The organism is Nostoc sp. FACHB-888, from assembly GCF_014696655.1.
GTDB lineage: Bacteria > Cyanobacteriota > Cyanobacteriia > Cyanobacteriales > Nostocaceae > Nostoc.
This window is the reverse complement of record NZ_JACJQM010000114.1, coordinates 1-14,748: the sequence shown is the minus strand read 5'-3', so window position 1 is coordinate 14,748 and position 14,748 is coordinate 1. Positions and strand designations below refer to the sequence as shown.

Sequence of the window (14,748 nt, the reverse complement as noted above, 5' to 3'; positions counted from 1 at the left end):
ACGAACCCTGGTTAATGCCACTGCCAAACTCAATCTCTGCTTCATCAGGCTAATGATTAAGAGGCTTGCAGTACCTTCTTAGATGTCAAATGGGTTCTATAGGTGGTGCGTCTATCCAGCCGGATTGTGATTTGACTTGTAACCCACCGATATCATCTTGTTTGAGAATCGTTAATACACCGTAATCAGTATGTTCACCAACACCCCAACTGTATTTATCTTCAGATGGTAATGGATGGGGAGGGTAATTAAAAATCCGAAATAATATTAATGGGTCTTTTGTATAACGGTCTGCAAAGTATGACTCTTGTAATCCCAAACTTAGAGCAATACCAGTCATTAAGGTGTGTCCGAGTTTGGTCATTGACTCGATATATTCAAGTACTGTTTCTTTAAATTGCGGGATCTTGGATGGAAAGAGGTTGCGACCGTGCATTGGGGTGTTCGCTTGCACGAGTGGGTGGTTTTCTTCAAGTTCTGCACCAAAGTAGATGCCTTCCTTTAAGTCAGGTGTACCTGATGTCAATTCGTTGCCTACAGGGAAATATCCTCGCCATGCTCTACCACCTAAAGCCATACGCATCTCAAGTTTAGTTTCTAAATCCTGAGCAAAGAATTGTTGGCTGAGTTGTTCTAGCCGCGCCTGTAACTGTTCATTTACTCCATGTCCAATGATATAGAAGAAACCAAACTCTTGGCACGCCTGCCTGATTTGAGTGGCAACGGTATGGCGATCGCGTAGCGTCTCCGTATTGCTAAAGCGAAAGTTCCGCGATCGCGTAGCGTCCAGCAGGGAAGGAGACTCGCCTGTTTTCCCAACTAATGCACTAATATCAATTATGGGAACGTGCAAAACTTCTTCATCCACAACTTGCATTATTTATACTCTTGCAATGATCCTAGCTTGGTAATTCCCGGCCAGATCATAGCTACCGCAATTACCACTACAATTGTACCAATGCCACCGCCAACTACAGAGATGACTGGGCCAAAAAGAGCAGCTGTCAAACCTGATTCAAAGCCACCTAACTCATTAGAAGCACTGATAAATACACTATTAATAGCTGCCACTCGGCCACGTAAATGATCTGGCGTTCTAATTTGCACCAAAGTATGACGAATCACAACGCTAATTGTATCTAGTGCGCCACTCAACATCAGCATCAATAGTGACAACCACAACGAACGAGATAGCCCAAAAATAATTGTCACTACACCAAAGCCAACTACCGACCAGAGTAAGGCTGGCCCGGCTTTGCGTAAAGGTGGTAAATATGCCAGTAAAACAGCCATAAATAAAGCCCCAATGGAAGGGGCTGCTTGTAAATAACCCAACTCTAATGGCCCTACCTGCAAAATATCCCTGGCGAAAATCGGTAGCAGCGCGATCGCACCCCCTAGCAAAACTGCAAACATATCCAGGGTAATGGCTGCCAAAATTAATTGATTTTGCCAGACAAACTTAGCCCCGGCTGACAGTGCTTTGAGTGAAACTGGTTCTGTGGAACGAATTGTTTTTTGTTTTGATATCGCCACCGTTAAAATAAAACAAAGCAATCCAGCGATCGCAGCTAATACATATACGCCTGTAGCACTCCCCAGCAGCGCAATCCCAAATCCTCCCAAGGCTGGGCCGATAACTGAAGCTAATTGAAAGCTACTACTATTCCAGGTGGCGGCATTGGTAAAGGCGGCAACAGGTATTAATTGCCACATTAAGGCATCACTAGCAGGTTTCAAGAAAGCCCTTGCAATACCTGTTAATACCAAGCAGGCGTAGATTAAAACTACTGCACCCTGAATCCAGGAAAGTACTGCTAAACCCAGTGAACAAAAGACTAGCAGCAGTACTGATAGTAACATCGTCAGTTTGCGATTGCGGCGATCAGCAACATCGCCACTAATCAACGTGAGGGCAATCATCGGTAAAACTTGGGCTAACCCTACACCACCCAATGCCAAAGCTGAGTCAGTGCGCTCATAAAGTTCCCAGCCAATGGCCACAGTCTGCATTTGTGACCCGATAAATAAAAGTACACGCCCAATCGTAAATAGTCGATAGTCACGAAACCTCAGCGCTGCAAAAGGATCGTGTTGTGCAGATTCATCATTGGGGAGGTTTAATTTCCGTTTGCTCGAAGACATTTTTTAGTAGACCTAATCCTTCTTCAATATGGGAAATTTGCTCTGGTGTGAGATGATCCAGAAGTTCGGCAATATGAGCGCGAGTTTGGTCTTGGGATTGCTTTAAATTATGCCTTCCCTCCTCAGTCAGATTCAAAAGGACTCGCCGCCGTTCTTGGGGATCATCTATGCGTTGTACTAAGTTGCGCTGTACTAACCGTTCTGTGGTAGCTGAAGCTGTGGCACAGGTAACACCTAAGTGTTCTGCCAACTCAGATAGCGAAGCACCTGGATTGCGGTTGAGAAATGCTAGCGATCGCAACTGTGGTACTGATAAAGAAGCAGCACTATGAACCCGCATATCCGCTCGAATAAACCGCATCATTAACGGAACTGTCTCCATGACTTTGGCAGCACATTCTTCGGAAGTTGCACCCTGAGTAGGTTTATCGAGTTTCATAATGCTTAATGTTCTCCTGATTACATTGCTACCCGTGGATAAAGTCGTCCACAGATAAGGGTCAAGCCGATTAATGTTAACAAGAGAATTGTACAATCCCAACCAAAGCCATAGATACTAGTGCCGTTGACTAACATCGTTCCACGTAATGCATCTACCTCATAAGTCAAAGGATTGATGTGGGATAAAAACTTTAACCAGTTGGGCATTAATGAAATGGGATAGATAGCATTACTGGCAAAAAATAACGGCATAGTTAACAATTGCCCAATTCCTGTCATCCGTTCTCTGGTTTTCACCAGACAGCCAATGATTAACGAAAAAGTGCAAAAACAACCAGCCCCCAGCATCACGACTAGTAAGACTTGCAAAAAAGCTAAAGGATGCAGATTGAGTTGCACACCTAAGAAAAACGACAATCCATAAATAATAAATACTTGTGATAAGCAGCGTACCCCACAAGCCAAAGACTTACCCAAAACCATTGCTATACGGGGTGTCGGACTAGCCAAGAATTTATGTACAACTCCTAAATCTCGCTCCCAAATCAGTGTCATCCCACCTGTAAAAATGGCGACAAACAATACACTCTGTGCCAAAATACCCGCCGCCATGAAGTCTAAATAAGGTAAATTCCCTGTGGGTATTGCTCGCAGACGAGAGAAGACTTGACCAAAAATCAGTAGCCATAATGCTGGTTGTACGGCGCGAATTACTAAATCAGTAGGATCATGCCGGAGTTTTCGCACTTCCATTTCGGCAATTACCAGAGTTTTTGCGAATATCTGATTCAGTGCAGAGATGACATGATTAGTTCGGTGATATAGTTTTGTCTTAACCCAACCGTTGAGATGTACGTCTGGTTCTTGCTGTGTCACGGTAGTTAACTCCTCCTGATTTTAATTGGTCGCCTGTGTGGTGAATAAAGACATCATCCAAAGTTGCATTAGGTTTACCCAAAGCGGCTTTTAAGTCACTGGGTACGCCTGTTGTCACAACTTGGCCTTGCTGCATAATCACAACTCGACTACACAGACTATCGGCTTCTTCTAAAAAGTGAGTAGTTAAAAAGATAGTTGTGCCATAATCTGCCCGGAGTTGTTGTACAAGTTGCCATACCTGATTACGGGCAATGGGATCTAGTCCCACAGTCGGCTCATCAAGGAATAAAATTCGGGGTTGATGCATAATTGATTGGGCAATTTCTAGCTTGCGAATCATGCCACCAGAATAGTTGCGTACCAAGCGATGAGCTGCGTCTTGCAAACCCATAAAACCAAGAACGTCTTGAATACACCTTTGTCGGCGGCTACGGGGAATGTCATACAGTTTGGCAAAGATTAACAGGTTTTCGTAACCTGTCAGGCTGCCGTCAGCAGATAGAGCTTGGGGTACATAACCTAATATTCGCCTCACACCAGCAGCCTGATGTGTCACGTCATAGCCTGCTATAGTTGCGTTTCCGGCACTGATGGGTAACAAGGTGGTCAACATTTTGATGACTGTACTTTTGCCTGCCCCATTAGGGCCGAGTAAGCCAAATATTTCACCTTGTTCTACAGTGATGTTTAAATCGTCAACTGCGATCGCTTTGTCAAAATAACGTGTCAGTCCTTGGGTTTCCAAAATCACTGCTTGAGAATTATTAGGTAGTGATTTTGATACATCTGTATTTCCTGTAAATATGGTCACAAGTCTTACGCACTTTTAATACTTAGCTTATCTAAATATTAGTTTGCCATAATTCAGGGGGAAGTCAAGAGTCTGGATTTAAATTTGCGGATTCTGCTATTTCTAGGCGATTACCACCAGGATCACGAATGAAAAAGCGCTTGGTGAATGGTATGGGTTGGCCGTTAATAATTTCTACCCCATGTGCTTGGAGATGTTTTGCAAAAGCCTCCAAGTTGTCAACTTGGAAACAAATATGCCGTCTAGATACTGCATTATTAGCCTGCTGATATGGATTTGGATATTTCCTAGTACATACGATGCGCCACTATTAGTTTGCAGATCCTTTGGTTTAGTAATTTCTGTTAATCCTAAAACGCAATTTTATTTTGCTTTTCAGCACAATTTAATATAAATTACTGTAAATCACCCAATTTATAGTAGATTAAACTCAAGAGATATTAAGAGTAAATTATGATAGGAAAATTAGACGGTAAAGTAGCCATTATTACTGGGGCTTCTGCGGGTATTGGTGAAGCTACGGCCATTACCTTAGCAGCAGAAGGGGCAAAAGTGGTAATTGCAGCTAGAAGAAGCGATCGCTTGGAAGTATTAGCAAAACGCATCGAATCCAGTGGTGGGCAGGCTTTACCCATAGTTACCGATATCACCGACGAAACCCAAGCCAACAACCTCATCCACAAAGCAAATGCAGCGTTAGGGCAAGTGGATATCTTAGTGAACAACGCAGGTGTAGCCCTCACAGGTAATATTCATGGTGGCAACACTTCAGACTGGCGGCGGATGTTTGATGTCAATGTCTTCGGATTGCTTTATGCTACCCATGCCGTCCTACCAATTTTCAAAGCCCAAGGCCGAGGGCATATAGTTAATATCTCATCAGTAGCAGGTCGTATAGCGCGTGCAGGTGTCGGGATATACAACGCAACTAAATGGGGCGTGAATGCTATTTCAGAATCCCTACGGCAAGAAGTTCTGCAAGATAATATCCGCGTCACTATCATTGAACGTGGTTTGGTGGAGACAGAAATCAATAATCATGTCACCGATCCTGTAGCCAAAAAGAATGTTGAAGAACGAATCAAGGCGATCGCACCATTGCAAAGTGAAGATATTGCCAGAGCGTAGGCGTAGCCCGTCGTAGACATCGCTTATGCTGTAACTCAGCCACCCCATGTTAATGTCAATGAAATTCTCATTCGACCAACTCAGCAAGAACGGTAATGAAAGAAAATAGCATCATCACTGGTTTTCACGCTCATGTCTATTACGATAGCGAAACTCGTGACATTGCCACCCGTATCCGAGAAGAATTAGGAGCTAAATTTGAAGTGCGACTGGGACGCTGCCATGATCAGCCCATTGGCCCCCATCCAAAATCAATGTATCAAGTTGCCTTCGCACCAAACCAATTTCCTCAAGTTGTACCCTGGCTAATGCTGAACCGTGAGGAGTTGGATATTCTTGTACACCCTGAAACAGGTGATGATGTCACAGATCATACAGCACACGCTCTATGGCTAGGAAATAAGCTAGATTTAAATATCGATTTTCTACAACAAATCAAACCCAACGCCTCTTAATTAGGAATTACCATAACGCTTGGGTGCTAAAGTTAGTCCATCTACCTAGGTGTTGGCGTAGCGTCTCGTAGAGAATCCCACCATACTACTACGGAGAAGCTATGCGTAGCGTCTTCAAGAGTTGGCATCGCAATCAAACTTAAGTCTATGCGATCGTCTTGAGATAGTTTAGTGTTGAACTCATGAATGGAGATAGTAAGCCGTTTATTGTCGTAACTGCAAGAGTTTTTCTGGTTCGCGTAAACATGCACAGATACTCGGACAAACTTGGTGTTAGATTCAGCGTTTTACCACTACACATAATTTTTCGGATCTTGCGTTTGCTGCTTATCTATGTGAATATTCTATTAGTAAATACTGTAAATCGCCCGTTTTATCGTGGTATTGAATTTGCTTATAGCCTGAATGTACGTATGTTAACCAAGTATTTATTACATCGACTTATGAAGATTGTCAGCAACTTTCTTCAGAATTATGGAACGTGGAAAATTGGCACATTTGCCTTATTCTTTGCCTGCGGGTTAAGTTTGACTCTTGTTATATCTGCGTGTTCTCCTAACAACACAGTTAATTCCGCCACAACGCAGACAACAAATAAAGGTATTGTAGTTCGTATCGGCTATCAAAAAGCGGCGACTATTCTCAATGCTCTGAAGAATCGAAGCAGTTTAGGGCAAACTTTAACTGCTGCTGGTGCTTCGGTGACATGGGCAGAATTTCCCGCAGGTCCGCCTATGTTGGAAGCGATGAACGCAGGTAGTATTGACTTTGGCTATACAGGTGAATCACCCCCTATTTTTGCCCAAGCGGCAGGTACTCCCTTGCTTTATGTTGCTTATGATCCTTGGAGTCCTAAAGCTGAAGCAATTGTTGTACCGAAAAATTCACCAATTAAAAGTGTTGCTGAACTTAAAGGTAAAAAAGTTGCCTTTGCCAAAGGATCGAACACTAACTATCTTGTTTTCAAAGCTGTAGAAGCTGCCGGATTAAAATATAGTGACATCAAGCCAATACATCTAACACCAGCAGATGCCCGTGCAGCTTTTGAAAGTGGTAACGTTGATGCTTGGGCAATTTGGGACCCTTACTTAGCAGCAGTTGAACACGATATAGATGTGAGAACTTTAACAGATGCGACAAATTTAGCACCAAATCGGGGTTATTATCTTGCTCGTCAAGAGTTTGTCAATTCTCATCCAGATTTATTAAAAACTCTTTTAGATGAAGTCACCAAAATAGATAAATGGGCAACAAATAATCCAGACGAGGTTGCCAAGTTCCTCGAACCAGAATTAGGTATTAAAGTAGCCGCATTGGAAATTGCTGAAAAGCGCCGGAAGTATGGCGTTTTACCTTTGACAGATGAAGTAATTACTCAGCAACAAAATATTGCCGATACTTTTCATCAAATTAAGCTAGTTCCCAAGGAAATTCAGGTTAAAGACATCGTTTGGAACGGTAACAAATCCTAAAAATTCCCTCCCTACTCTTTACTCGCCCAGTTCTAAAAGCTTATGGACATCAATACCCAACGGATAAAAACTGATGTACTTGTCATCGGTGGCGGTACAGCTGGAACGATGGCTGGAATTAAAGCCAAACAAGCAAATCCCGATGCGGAGGTGCTGATTTTAGAAAAAGCTAACATTCGACGAAGTGGTGCGATCGCAATGGGTATGGATGCCTGTAGATGCTTATATCGTGGAAATAGATAGAGTCAAAGAACTTTATGATGTAGCTGTGAGCTAAAATAATGCCTATTTATAATTCAATTGGTCAACAATACTCAAAAACTCGTGTTACTGACCAGCGCATTGTCAATACATTAGTTAATTTACTTAATTTACCCAAAGATAGTATTATCGCTGATATTGGGGCTGGTACTGGTGGTTACAGTTTAGCACTAGCTAACCAAGGATTTATTGTTAATGCTATTGAACCTTCTGTAGTGATGCAAAAACAAGCAAAAGAGCATCCACAAATTAAGTGGTTTACTGGCTATGCAGAAAATTTACCTCTACCAGATAAGTCTGTTGATGGCCTTATCAGTATCCTGGCAATTCATCACTTTGTTCATCTTGAAAAAGCGTTTCAAGAAATGTAACGAGTTGTTAGACATGGGGCAATAGTTTTGCTAAGTTTTGATATTAGGTTTGCTAAGAAAATATGGCTTTATGATTATTTCCCGTTTTTATGGGAAGATGCCTTACGATTTTTACCACTTAATGAACAGATTAGTTTAATTCATACTAATACTAAAAGGCGTGTTGAAGCCATACCCCTTTTGTTACCATACGACTTATCTGATTTATTCGCAGCAGCAGCGTGGAGAAGACCAGAGTTATATCTTCAACCAGAAGTACGTGCGGGAATATCATCTTTTGCTTTAGCTAATCAAGATTTAATCAATAAAAGATTACAGTTATTGGCAGCAGATTTAAGTAGTGGCGATTGGGTAAAACAGTATGGTGATATTCGCAATTTGACGGAAATTGATTTAGGCTATCGTTTTATCCGCGCAACGCTGGATAACTAAATAATCATAATAGTCTTTGCGAGCAACTGGAATATTTTGTAACAAATCAACCAATAGAGCAACGTCTTGTTAAAATTCAAACTTTAGTTGAATTAGGGAGTAATAAATTTATGGTTTTAATCATACAAAGAGTAGAGGTTCCTGTGATTGTTGATGAATCTAAATGTTTAGAAAAATGCACTGCTTGTATTGAGGTTTGCCCCTTAGATGTGCTAGCAAAAAATCCATAGACAGGCAAAGCTTACATGAAATATGACGAGTGTTGGTTTTGTTTACCCTGTGAAAAAGAATGCCCAACTAATGCTATTACTGTGCAGATTCCCTTCTTATTACGTTAACTATTATTAGTTTAAAAGAATGAACAATGGCCTAAAATATTGGTTAGAGGTGCTGCGATCGCCTGATGTAAATGAGCGTATAGTAGCTGTCAAAACTTTACAACATTTGGGCGATGATAAAACAATCCATGCTTTAATCGTCGCCCTCAAAGATGAAAACATTACTGTGCAAAAAATACCAATATCTGCCCTCTGGCAGATTGCCAATCCTGTTGCTATTCCTGCTTAATTGAATGCCTCAATTCAGTAGATATAGACATTCGCACTGAAGCAGCTTCAGCTTTAAATGAGTTAATTACGCAAGATGAACTACTATTTTTACTAGATAAGTTGCAAAGTAATAATATCAATACACAATTAAATATTTTAATGCTTTTACGGAAAATTCATGATATTCAGTCTTTACCAGACATTTTACCATTTTTAGAATCAGATAACCCTGAATTAAGAGAAGCAGCAATTACCACACTGCGATATATAAATCAACTAGAAAAATTCCCCCAACCTTTGAATTTGATTTTTCATGAATCAGCACTTGTGCGTCGGTCTGCTGCTTTAACTTTAGGACATTTACAAGATTCAGAAGTGATTATAATACTTTCTCAAGCACTCACAAATGATAGTGACTGGCAAGTTCGTCTGGAATTTGATAACCTTTAGCGAGGCGATTAGTCATGTTTGTAGTAGCAGCAAAGCGATCGCCATCAATATAAATAAGCTAGGAATCGCTCCCTAGCTGAGATATCCATTCACTTAGCTAAACACCAGGAATTATTGATACTGATACTGATTCGTAAATCCTAGAGGTATGATCGCATCTTCCAAATCAGCTCCTAGCAAGTTTGCACCTTGGATATTGGCATTTGTAAGATTTGTTTTTTGTAAATCTGCCTTTTGTAAGTTCGCGCCTTGTAAATCAGCTCCTAGCAGGTTTGCTCCCTCTAAATCTGCATCAAATAAGTTTGCACCTTGCAGATTTGCTCCACTTATGTTTGCTTTGCTTAAATCTACTCCCTGTAAATTAGCTGTTGCAAGGTTTATTCCTTGTAGATTTGCTTTTTCTAATTCTGCTTCTTGTAAATTTGCACCTGCTAAGTTAGCTGCTTGCAGATTTGCATTGTCTAATTGCGCTCCAAATAGGTTGCATCCAGCACATTCATTAGTTGTTAAGAGACGCTGAACATTTGCAGCTACACTATCTACTGGCAATACTGTTGGAGGCATGATAGCCGGAGTTACTATTGGAGTTGATGTAGCTTCTGTAGGTGCTGGTGATATCTCTAATTGAGCTAAAGCATAGGGCTGATCAAAAAGAGAAAATACCGTCAGAAGTAGCATAAATGCAGAAGTCAAAAGCCAAAAAGTTATTTGTTTGGAGTTTAGATTATTCATTAAATTCATTCCTATTGAGTATTGTTTTTTTGTTTTGTTTAACCTTGGTTTTACTTTAATACTAGTGAATTGCTGAAATCAAACACTATTGTTTTCCATAACCATAAATAAAAATGATGATAAATTTTAACTAGATATTTAAAGTGCAGTACTGCATTTTATATAAATTTTGTTTATTAAATTTTATTTGTATCATTTAAAAGAATTGCCACTTTTGTTAACTTCCAATCTGTCTCGATTTACCCAGCGATTAACGAACTCATTTTTATTTTTATGTACTTTTACTTGCACTTGCTTAGAGCCTAATTTGATAACTTCGGCAGGAATTCTTTGAGTATTTTCTGAGTCGGCACGAGCTTTATAAAGCCAGATAACTTTTTGCCCGATGAAATAGTCAGTATTTACGCTTAAGTGTGATGTTTCATCTGCCCAAGAGGGGGCAGAAATTACTAAATTGATTAAAAGGATTAAAATCATTAAAGTGATTTTGATAATTTTCATGTCTACAATTTATTTGAAAAGCATTGCTAGATTAGGTACAAGTTGATAAGTTCCACTTTTAACGATGATGGATAACCCTAAGTATATTAAGACAAATGGAAAGACCTTCCGACCATAGCGAGTAAATACAGAAGCCATTACAGGATTCCGAGTCAGATTGTAAGAGAGAAAGCACCAAAATCCAATTGATACATAGAAAACACACAAAATTACTGCCAAGCTAGGAACATTACTACTAGCGAATAATGGAACATAGATACCGATATTATTTCCACCATTGGCAATAGTAACAGCAGAAACACGATAGGTTTGAGGATCTCTTAGAGTTGCTAATAAGCTTTTTTTATGGCGTTTATATTTGATTGAATAGTCAAAATTTACTAATACAGTTTGTACAATATCTTCTTGCTGTTCTCGGTTCATAAGATGGCTGATACCAATTATAATTGGGAGAAGCCCTAGCAATCCAATCCATGATTCCGGAAGAACTAATCCACCGAAAAAACCAGGCAGGCTAGCCATTACTAATGTAGTAAATCCCACAAATTCGCCAATAATAACGTGTTTTGGACGAAATATATGATTTACTTTTCCAAAAAAAGCAGTTAAATATAAATTGTCATCAAATGTGGTTGCGAAAGCCGCAGACATACCAATAAATAATGTACCAATTAGCCAAGTCATATTTTTCTCTACAACTATTTAACAAAAAATTTTCAGACGATAATTGGAGCTAGCCATTAATTACAAATGTAATTTTGTTCTTCAACTGGCAAGCTGAGTGGCTTATGAATTTAATATTATGGTCTAGCTCGGATAACAGCAAATACTCTTTCTTTTTAAAACGATAAAATAAATTTATGAAATAAAAAATCAAAAGCACCAAGTAATGGGAATTACCTGGTGCTGGTGCAAGCAAGATATTAATATTTGGAATACTCAAGCATCCAACTTATTGAAGAACAAAATTTTTCAATAAGTTGGATGCTTGAGTGAGGTCGGCACTAATAGAGATAATCTTAGCCCCTGGGGTGGGTAAGGATTGGATATCAGCTACAGCTTTCTCTAATCTTTCTGGATTGCAAGCAGCAATTACTACATTCACACCTTTACTTACGCTGATTTTAGTGATTAAGTTAAGCTGTTACACACTTTAACTTGAACATTTACATGAAGGCTGATGACTGATAACCGTTAACCGTCAACAGTTAACGACCCTAAAGAGTGTTTATACAATTTAAGCACGCATCAGTTTATGAGATAAACTACTATAAATTGATGAGATTACCGCAGTTAACTTAAGTAAGAAGTTATCATAAATCATTCTAAGGAAGCAAGCTACCTGATGACTCAAAAAGCAGAATTCTCTCGATTTGTTCTAGCTTTCATTGCTGGATTTATTGCTGTGCTGGTATTTCACCAAGGCTTGCTGGTGCTGCTTCATGCAATTAACTTTGCGCCCCGTCCACCTTTTCAAACCACACCTACACAGCCTTTTGGTATACCCCAATTTCTATCAGCTGCTTTCTGGGGAGGAGTTTGGGGTTTAGTGTGGGCGACTATTACAGTGGGTTGGCAAGTAAATAGAAAATATTGGATAGCATCGCTAATTTTTGGTGCTGTTGCTCCGACATTAGTGGCTTGGTTTGTAGTTGCACCATCGAAAGGTCTACCCATTGGCGGAGGTTGGCAACCAGCTGGAATTATTACTGCCTTATTAGTCAATAGTGCTTGGGGAGTGGGAACAGCTTTATTATTCAGTTGGTTTATGAGCAGGCAAGTATTAAATCGCTAAATATCAAATTGAATAACGGAGGCAGACATAATTCCTAATACTTTACAGGAAGCAAGCTATGTAATTCGTAATCTAGAAGATTTCTATGAAAGGCTACGTCTACGGATAAAGCCTTCTCCACTTAACAGTGCAATTCCTAATGTGACAATCCCAATTCCCAAGCTTTGAATCAAATTTAAAGTTTCACTAATTGCGATCCATGCGACTAATACTGTTAATGCTGGACTGCTTGCACCGATAATAGAAGCCTTAGTTGCACCAATCATACGAATTCCTATATTATTGAATGTGTGTCCTATAAAACTGACTACACCTGAAAAAATACTACCAATCCACAGGGGTGTCCAATCCAATTGAGTGCTGGGAAGTGGCCAAAATAGTAAGCTGATACCAGAAAACAGTAGGGTGCAGGTAAAACTAATCCAGGTGAAAGGAACTGGATGAAATTTTTCTAAACATTTTTGGGCCATGACTTTATAAAAAGCGTAAACAACCCCAGAGCCAACACTGGCGAAAATGCCAGTAGTAATGGTGCCACTACTGTAAGCAGCAGAAGATTGAGGAATTGTGAGTACGCTACCCCCCAAAATAATCACCATCACCAGCCAACGGAAGAGTGTAGGACGTTCGCCAAAAAACCTCCAAGCAAGCAATGCCGTAAACACAGGATAGGTAAAGAAGAGGGTCATGGCAATGCCAGTGGGAATTAAGCCAATACCAATATAGAGTAAGGCAATATATACAAACATTAATACTCCACAGCCCAATGCTTGGAGCAAAACATCAGTGCGTTGGCGGCTGAATAACTCTCGAAATTCTTTACCACCAGATGGATATAACTTGAATGCTAGAGATGCCATAAGTGGAACCACTAGTAGCATTCGCATGAACATGAGCAATAATGAGTTCTGCAAATCCGGTTTAACATATCCACCGAGTAAAAATAAACCCAGTACGAGATGTTCTGAAAACAAAACTCGCACAGCGACGTTGTGAAACGATAAGACGAAAGCGGATATAAGAACCGTCAGAATGCCCAACTTGCTAAAAAGGTTTCTAAAGGACAACCCGATTGTATTGCTAAAACCACTATTTTTTCTGGTACTAATATTTTCTGTTGTCTAGCAAATGCTTAGTGTCTTTGTGGTTCAAGATTTTTGACCACAAAAACGAGGGCAGCCGTGTAGGTGGGTTTCCTGGCTTGTAGACGCGTAGCAGCTATTCTACTCTCCAAGGAGTACCTGCAAGATACGGACTGCCCGTACAAGGATAAAAACCTTTTTTACCTTTTCTAAACTAAAGCAGGTTCACGTCGGTTATAGACAGAAGAATCTCCTTTGATGGCTTCACTTTGTTTACCATCGATACCAACTGGGATATCGCCAACGATTGTTACACGCTGAACATGACGAGGTTGATTGCCGTAGTCTGCGATCGCATAATGTTGAGTAGCGCGATTATCCCAGAAAGCTACATCTCCTACTTGCCAACGCCACCGCACTGTATTTTCAGGACGAGTGATGTAAGCCTGCAACAATTTCACAATTTCATCTGATTCATTCTGTGATAAACCGCGCAGGCGGCGCACGAAACCACCGATAAATAATCCCCGTTCACCCGATTCCGGATGAACGCGCACTACTGGATGTAAGGTTTCGTATACGGTAGAGGTGAAGACTTCTCGATAAGCACGGACTTCTTCGGGAACATCTACTACAGCTGCTGCATAGTCGTAAGCGTTGCTGTGTATTGCCCAGAGTTGGTCAGCGAGGTTACGCAAATGGTTTGGTAAATCTTCGTAGGCAGTCACGGAGTTTGCCCAAATGGTATCACCTCCAGATGGGGGAATCACCAAGGCTCGTAAAATAGAACCTAGAGGGGGACGGTCTACAAATGTGACATCGGTGTGCCATGTATTAGCACGGCTTACAGTTCGTCCATAATTTAGGTCAAGAATTTCTGGGTTGTCTGGAAGTGATGGGACAGTGGGATGAGCTGTAGTGACTTCTCCAAAGCGACGGGCAAAGGCTACTTGTCCATTAGCATCGAGATTTTGTCCTCGAAAGAAGATGACTTTGTGTTTAACTAAAGTTTTACGAATATCGCTGATGATTTCGTCGCTAAGGTTGCTGCTCAGGTCAACACCAATGATTTTTGCCCCAATACGTCCGGCGATTGGTTTGATGTCAAAGTATTGTGAACCCATGATATGTATTTCTCCAAGTATTAAGCTGTCGGACATTTAACTTGCAATAACAGCATTACCCTTATTCTTGATTTTTCTGCCCCATTTAATAATTAGTTCACCATCGTTTAATAATCTGTCT

20 protein-coding genes and 2 pseudogenes are annotated in these 14,748 nt (G+C 40.5%); 10 read left to right on the top strand and 12 right to left on the bottom strand.

Features of this window, described 5'->3' with window-relative positions; genetic code table 11:
* Positions 1-85: 85 nt before the first annotated feature.
* From H6G26_RS32015 to H6G26_RS31990, 6 genes are all read right to left on the bottom strand, one after another.
* Positions 86-877 (bottom strand): 2-oxoglutarate and iron-dependent oxygenase domain-containing protein, encoded by a 792-nt coding sequence (locus tag H6G26_RS32015; protein WP_242054016.1) that lies wholly within the window; start codon positions 875-877, stop codon positions 86-88.
* The gene (locus tag H6G26_RS32010; protein ID WP_190734756.1) at positions 877-2,145 is read right to left on the bottom strand and encodes an MFS transporter; all 1,269 of its coding nucleotides are present in this window, start codon (positions 2,143-2,145) and stop codon (positions 877-879) included. Before H6G26_RS32010 ends, H6G26_RS32015 begins: the two co-directional genes overlap by 1 nt.
* A complete protein-coding gene (locus H6G26_RS32005; RefSeq protein ID WP_190734754.1) occupies positions 2,108-2,584 on the bottom strand; it encodes a MarR family transcriptional regulator in 477 nt (158 codons plus the stop codon). The genes H6G26_RS32010 and H6G26_RS32005 overlap by 38 nt, the downstream gene beginning before the upstream one ends.
* Positions 2,585-2,604: 20 nt before the next feature.
* The gene (locus tag H6G26_RS32000) at positions 2,605-3,462 is read right to left on the bottom strand and encodes an ABC transporter permease (protein WP_190734752.1); all 858 of its coding nucleotides are present in this window, start codon (positions 3,460-3,462) and stop codon (positions 2,605-2,607) included.
* Positions 3,419-4,276, bottom strand: a complete 858-nt coding sequence (locus tag H6G26_RS31995) for an ATP-binding cassette domain-containing protein (protein ID WP_190734750.1) — start codon at positions 4,274-4,276, stop codon at positions 3,419-3,421. Before H6G26_RS31995 ends, H6G26_RS32000 begins: the two co-directional genes overlap by 44 nt.
* A gap of 64 nt (positions 4,277-4,340) precedes the next feature.
* Complete coding sequence (locus tag H6G26_RS31990; RefSeq protein ID WP_190734748.1) at positions 4,341-4,490, bottom strand: VOC family protein; 150 nt, start codon at positions 4,488-4,490, stop codon at positions 4,341-4,343.
* A gap of 239 nt (positions 4,491-4,729) precedes the next feature.
* Here H6G26_RS31990 and H6G26_RS31985 point away from each other — a divergent pair, with 239 nt between their 5' ends.
* The 9 genes and pseudogenes from H6G26_RS31985 to H6G26_RS43070 all read left to right on the top strand — a co-directional run bounded on the left by H6G26_RS31985 (position 4,730) and on the right by H6G26_RS43070 (position 9,393).
* Positions 4,730-5,404, top strand: coding sequence for an SDR family NAD(P)-dependent oxidoreductase (locus H6G26_RS31985; RefSeq protein WP_242054015.1), 675 nt, complete (start codon positions 4,730-4,732; stop codon positions 5,402-5,404).
* A 95-nt stretch (positions 5,405-5,499) separates the two neighbouring features.
* Positions 5,500-5,859, top strand: a complete 360-nt coding sequence (locus H6G26_RS31980; RefSeq protein WP_190734747.1) for a DOPA 4,5-dioxygenase family protein — start codon at positions 5,500-5,502, stop codon at positions 5,857-5,859.
* 335 nt (positions 5,860-6,194) lie between these two features.
* Positions 6,195-7,331 carry a sulfonate ABC transporter substrate-binding protein gene (locus H6G26_RS31975; RefSeq protein WP_347242536.1) on the top strand — a complete coding sequence of 379 codons (1,137 nt, stop codon included), beginning with the start codon at positions 6,195-6,197 and terminating at the stop codon, positions 7,329-7,331.
* A 42-nt stretch (positions 7,332-7,373) separates the two neighbouring features.
* Positions 7,374-7,541: pseudogene (locus H6G26_RS31970) on the top strand (NAD(P)/FAD-dependent oxidoreductase); the annotation flags it as partial.
* Between the two features lie 71 nt (positions 7,542-7,612).
* Positions 7,613-7,963 carry a methyltransferase domain-containing protein gene (locus tag H6G26_RS43085; protein WP_242054014.1) on the top strand — a complete coding sequence of 117 codons (351 nt, stop codon included), beginning with the start codon at positions 7,613-7,615 and terminating at the stop codon, positions 7,961-7,963.
* 27 nt (positions 7,964-7,990) lie between these two features.
* Positions 7,991-8,395 carry a hypothetical protein gene (locus H6G26_RS43080; RefSeq protein ID WP_242054012.1) on the top strand — a complete coding sequence of 135 codons (405 nt, stop codon included), beginning with the start codon at positions 7,991-7,993 and terminating at the stop codon, positions 8,393-8,395.
* 110 nt (positions 8,396-8,505) lie between these two features.
* A pseudogene (locus H6G26_RS31960) lies at positions 8,506-8,733 on the top strand (ferredoxin family protein).
* 19 nt (positions 8,734-8,752) lie between these two features.
* Positions 8,753-8,962 (top strand): HEAT repeat domain-containing protein, encoded by a 210-nt coding sequence (locus tag H6G26_RS43075; protein WP_242054011.1) that lies wholly within the window; start codon positions 8,753-8,755, stop codon positions 8,960-8,962.
* 140 nt (positions 8,963-9,102) lie between these two features.
* Positions 9,103-9,393: a HEAT repeat domain-containing protein gene (locus tag H6G26_RS43070; RefSeq protein WP_242054010.1), complete on the top strand. Its 291-nt coding sequence runs from the start codon at positions 9,103-9,105 to the stop codon at positions 9,391-9,393.
* A gap of 111 nt (positions 9,394-9,504) precedes the next feature.
* Here H6G26_RS43070 and H6G26_RS31950 read toward each other — a convergent pair whose 3' ends face one another.
* From H6G26_RS31950 to H6G26_RS31935, 4 genes are all read right to left on the bottom strand, one after another.
* Positions 9,505-10,125, bottom strand: coding sequence for a pentapeptide repeat-containing protein (locus H6G26_RS31950; protein ID WP_190734745.1), 621 nt, complete (start codon positions 10,123-10,125; stop codon positions 9,505-9,507).
* Between the two features lie 192 nt (positions 10,126-10,317).
* Entirely contained in the window at positions 10,318-10,626 is a 309-nt protein-coding gene (locus tag H6G26_RS31945) for a hypothetical protein (RefSeq protein ID WP_190734743.1), read from the bottom strand.
* 9 nt (positions 10,627-10,635) lie between these two features.
* Positions 10,636-11,310, bottom strand: coding sequence for a cadmium resistance transporter (locus H6G26_RS31940; RefSeq protein WP_190734741.1), 675 nt, complete (start codon positions 11,308-11,310; stop codon positions 10,636-10,638).
* Positions 11,311-11,578: 268 nt separating this feature from the next.
* Positions 11,579-11,731: a hypothetical protein gene (locus H6G26_RS31935; RefSeq protein WP_242054009.1), complete on the bottom strand. Its 153-nt coding sequence runs from the start codon at positions 11,729-11,731 to the stop codon at positions 11,579-11,581.
* A gap of 240 nt (positions 11,732-11,971) precedes the next feature.
* Between H6G26_RS31935 and H6G26_RS31930 the strand changes: the two genes are divergently transcribed.
* Complete coding sequence (locus H6G26_RS31930) at positions 11,972-12,421, top strand: hypothetical protein (RefSeq protein ID WP_190734738.1); 450 nt, start codon at positions 11,972-11,974, stop codon at positions 12,419-12,421.
* 83 nt (positions 12,422-12,504) lie between these two features.
* Here H6G26_RS31930 and H6G26_RS31925 read toward each other — a convergent pair whose 3' ends face one another.
* A complete protein-coding gene (locus H6G26_RS31925; RefSeq protein ID WP_199327181.1) occupies positions 12,505-13,461 on the bottom strand; it encodes a DMT family transporter in 957 nt (318 codons plus the stop codon).
* Positions 13,462-13,712: 251 nt separating this feature from the next.
* Positions 13,713-14,627, bottom strand: coding sequence for a TauD/TfdA family dioxygenase (locus H6G26_RS31920; RefSeq protein ID WP_190734736.1), 915 nt, complete (start codon positions 14,625-14,627; stop codon positions 13,713-13,715).
* Positions 14,628-14,748 lie beyond the last annotated feature (121 nt).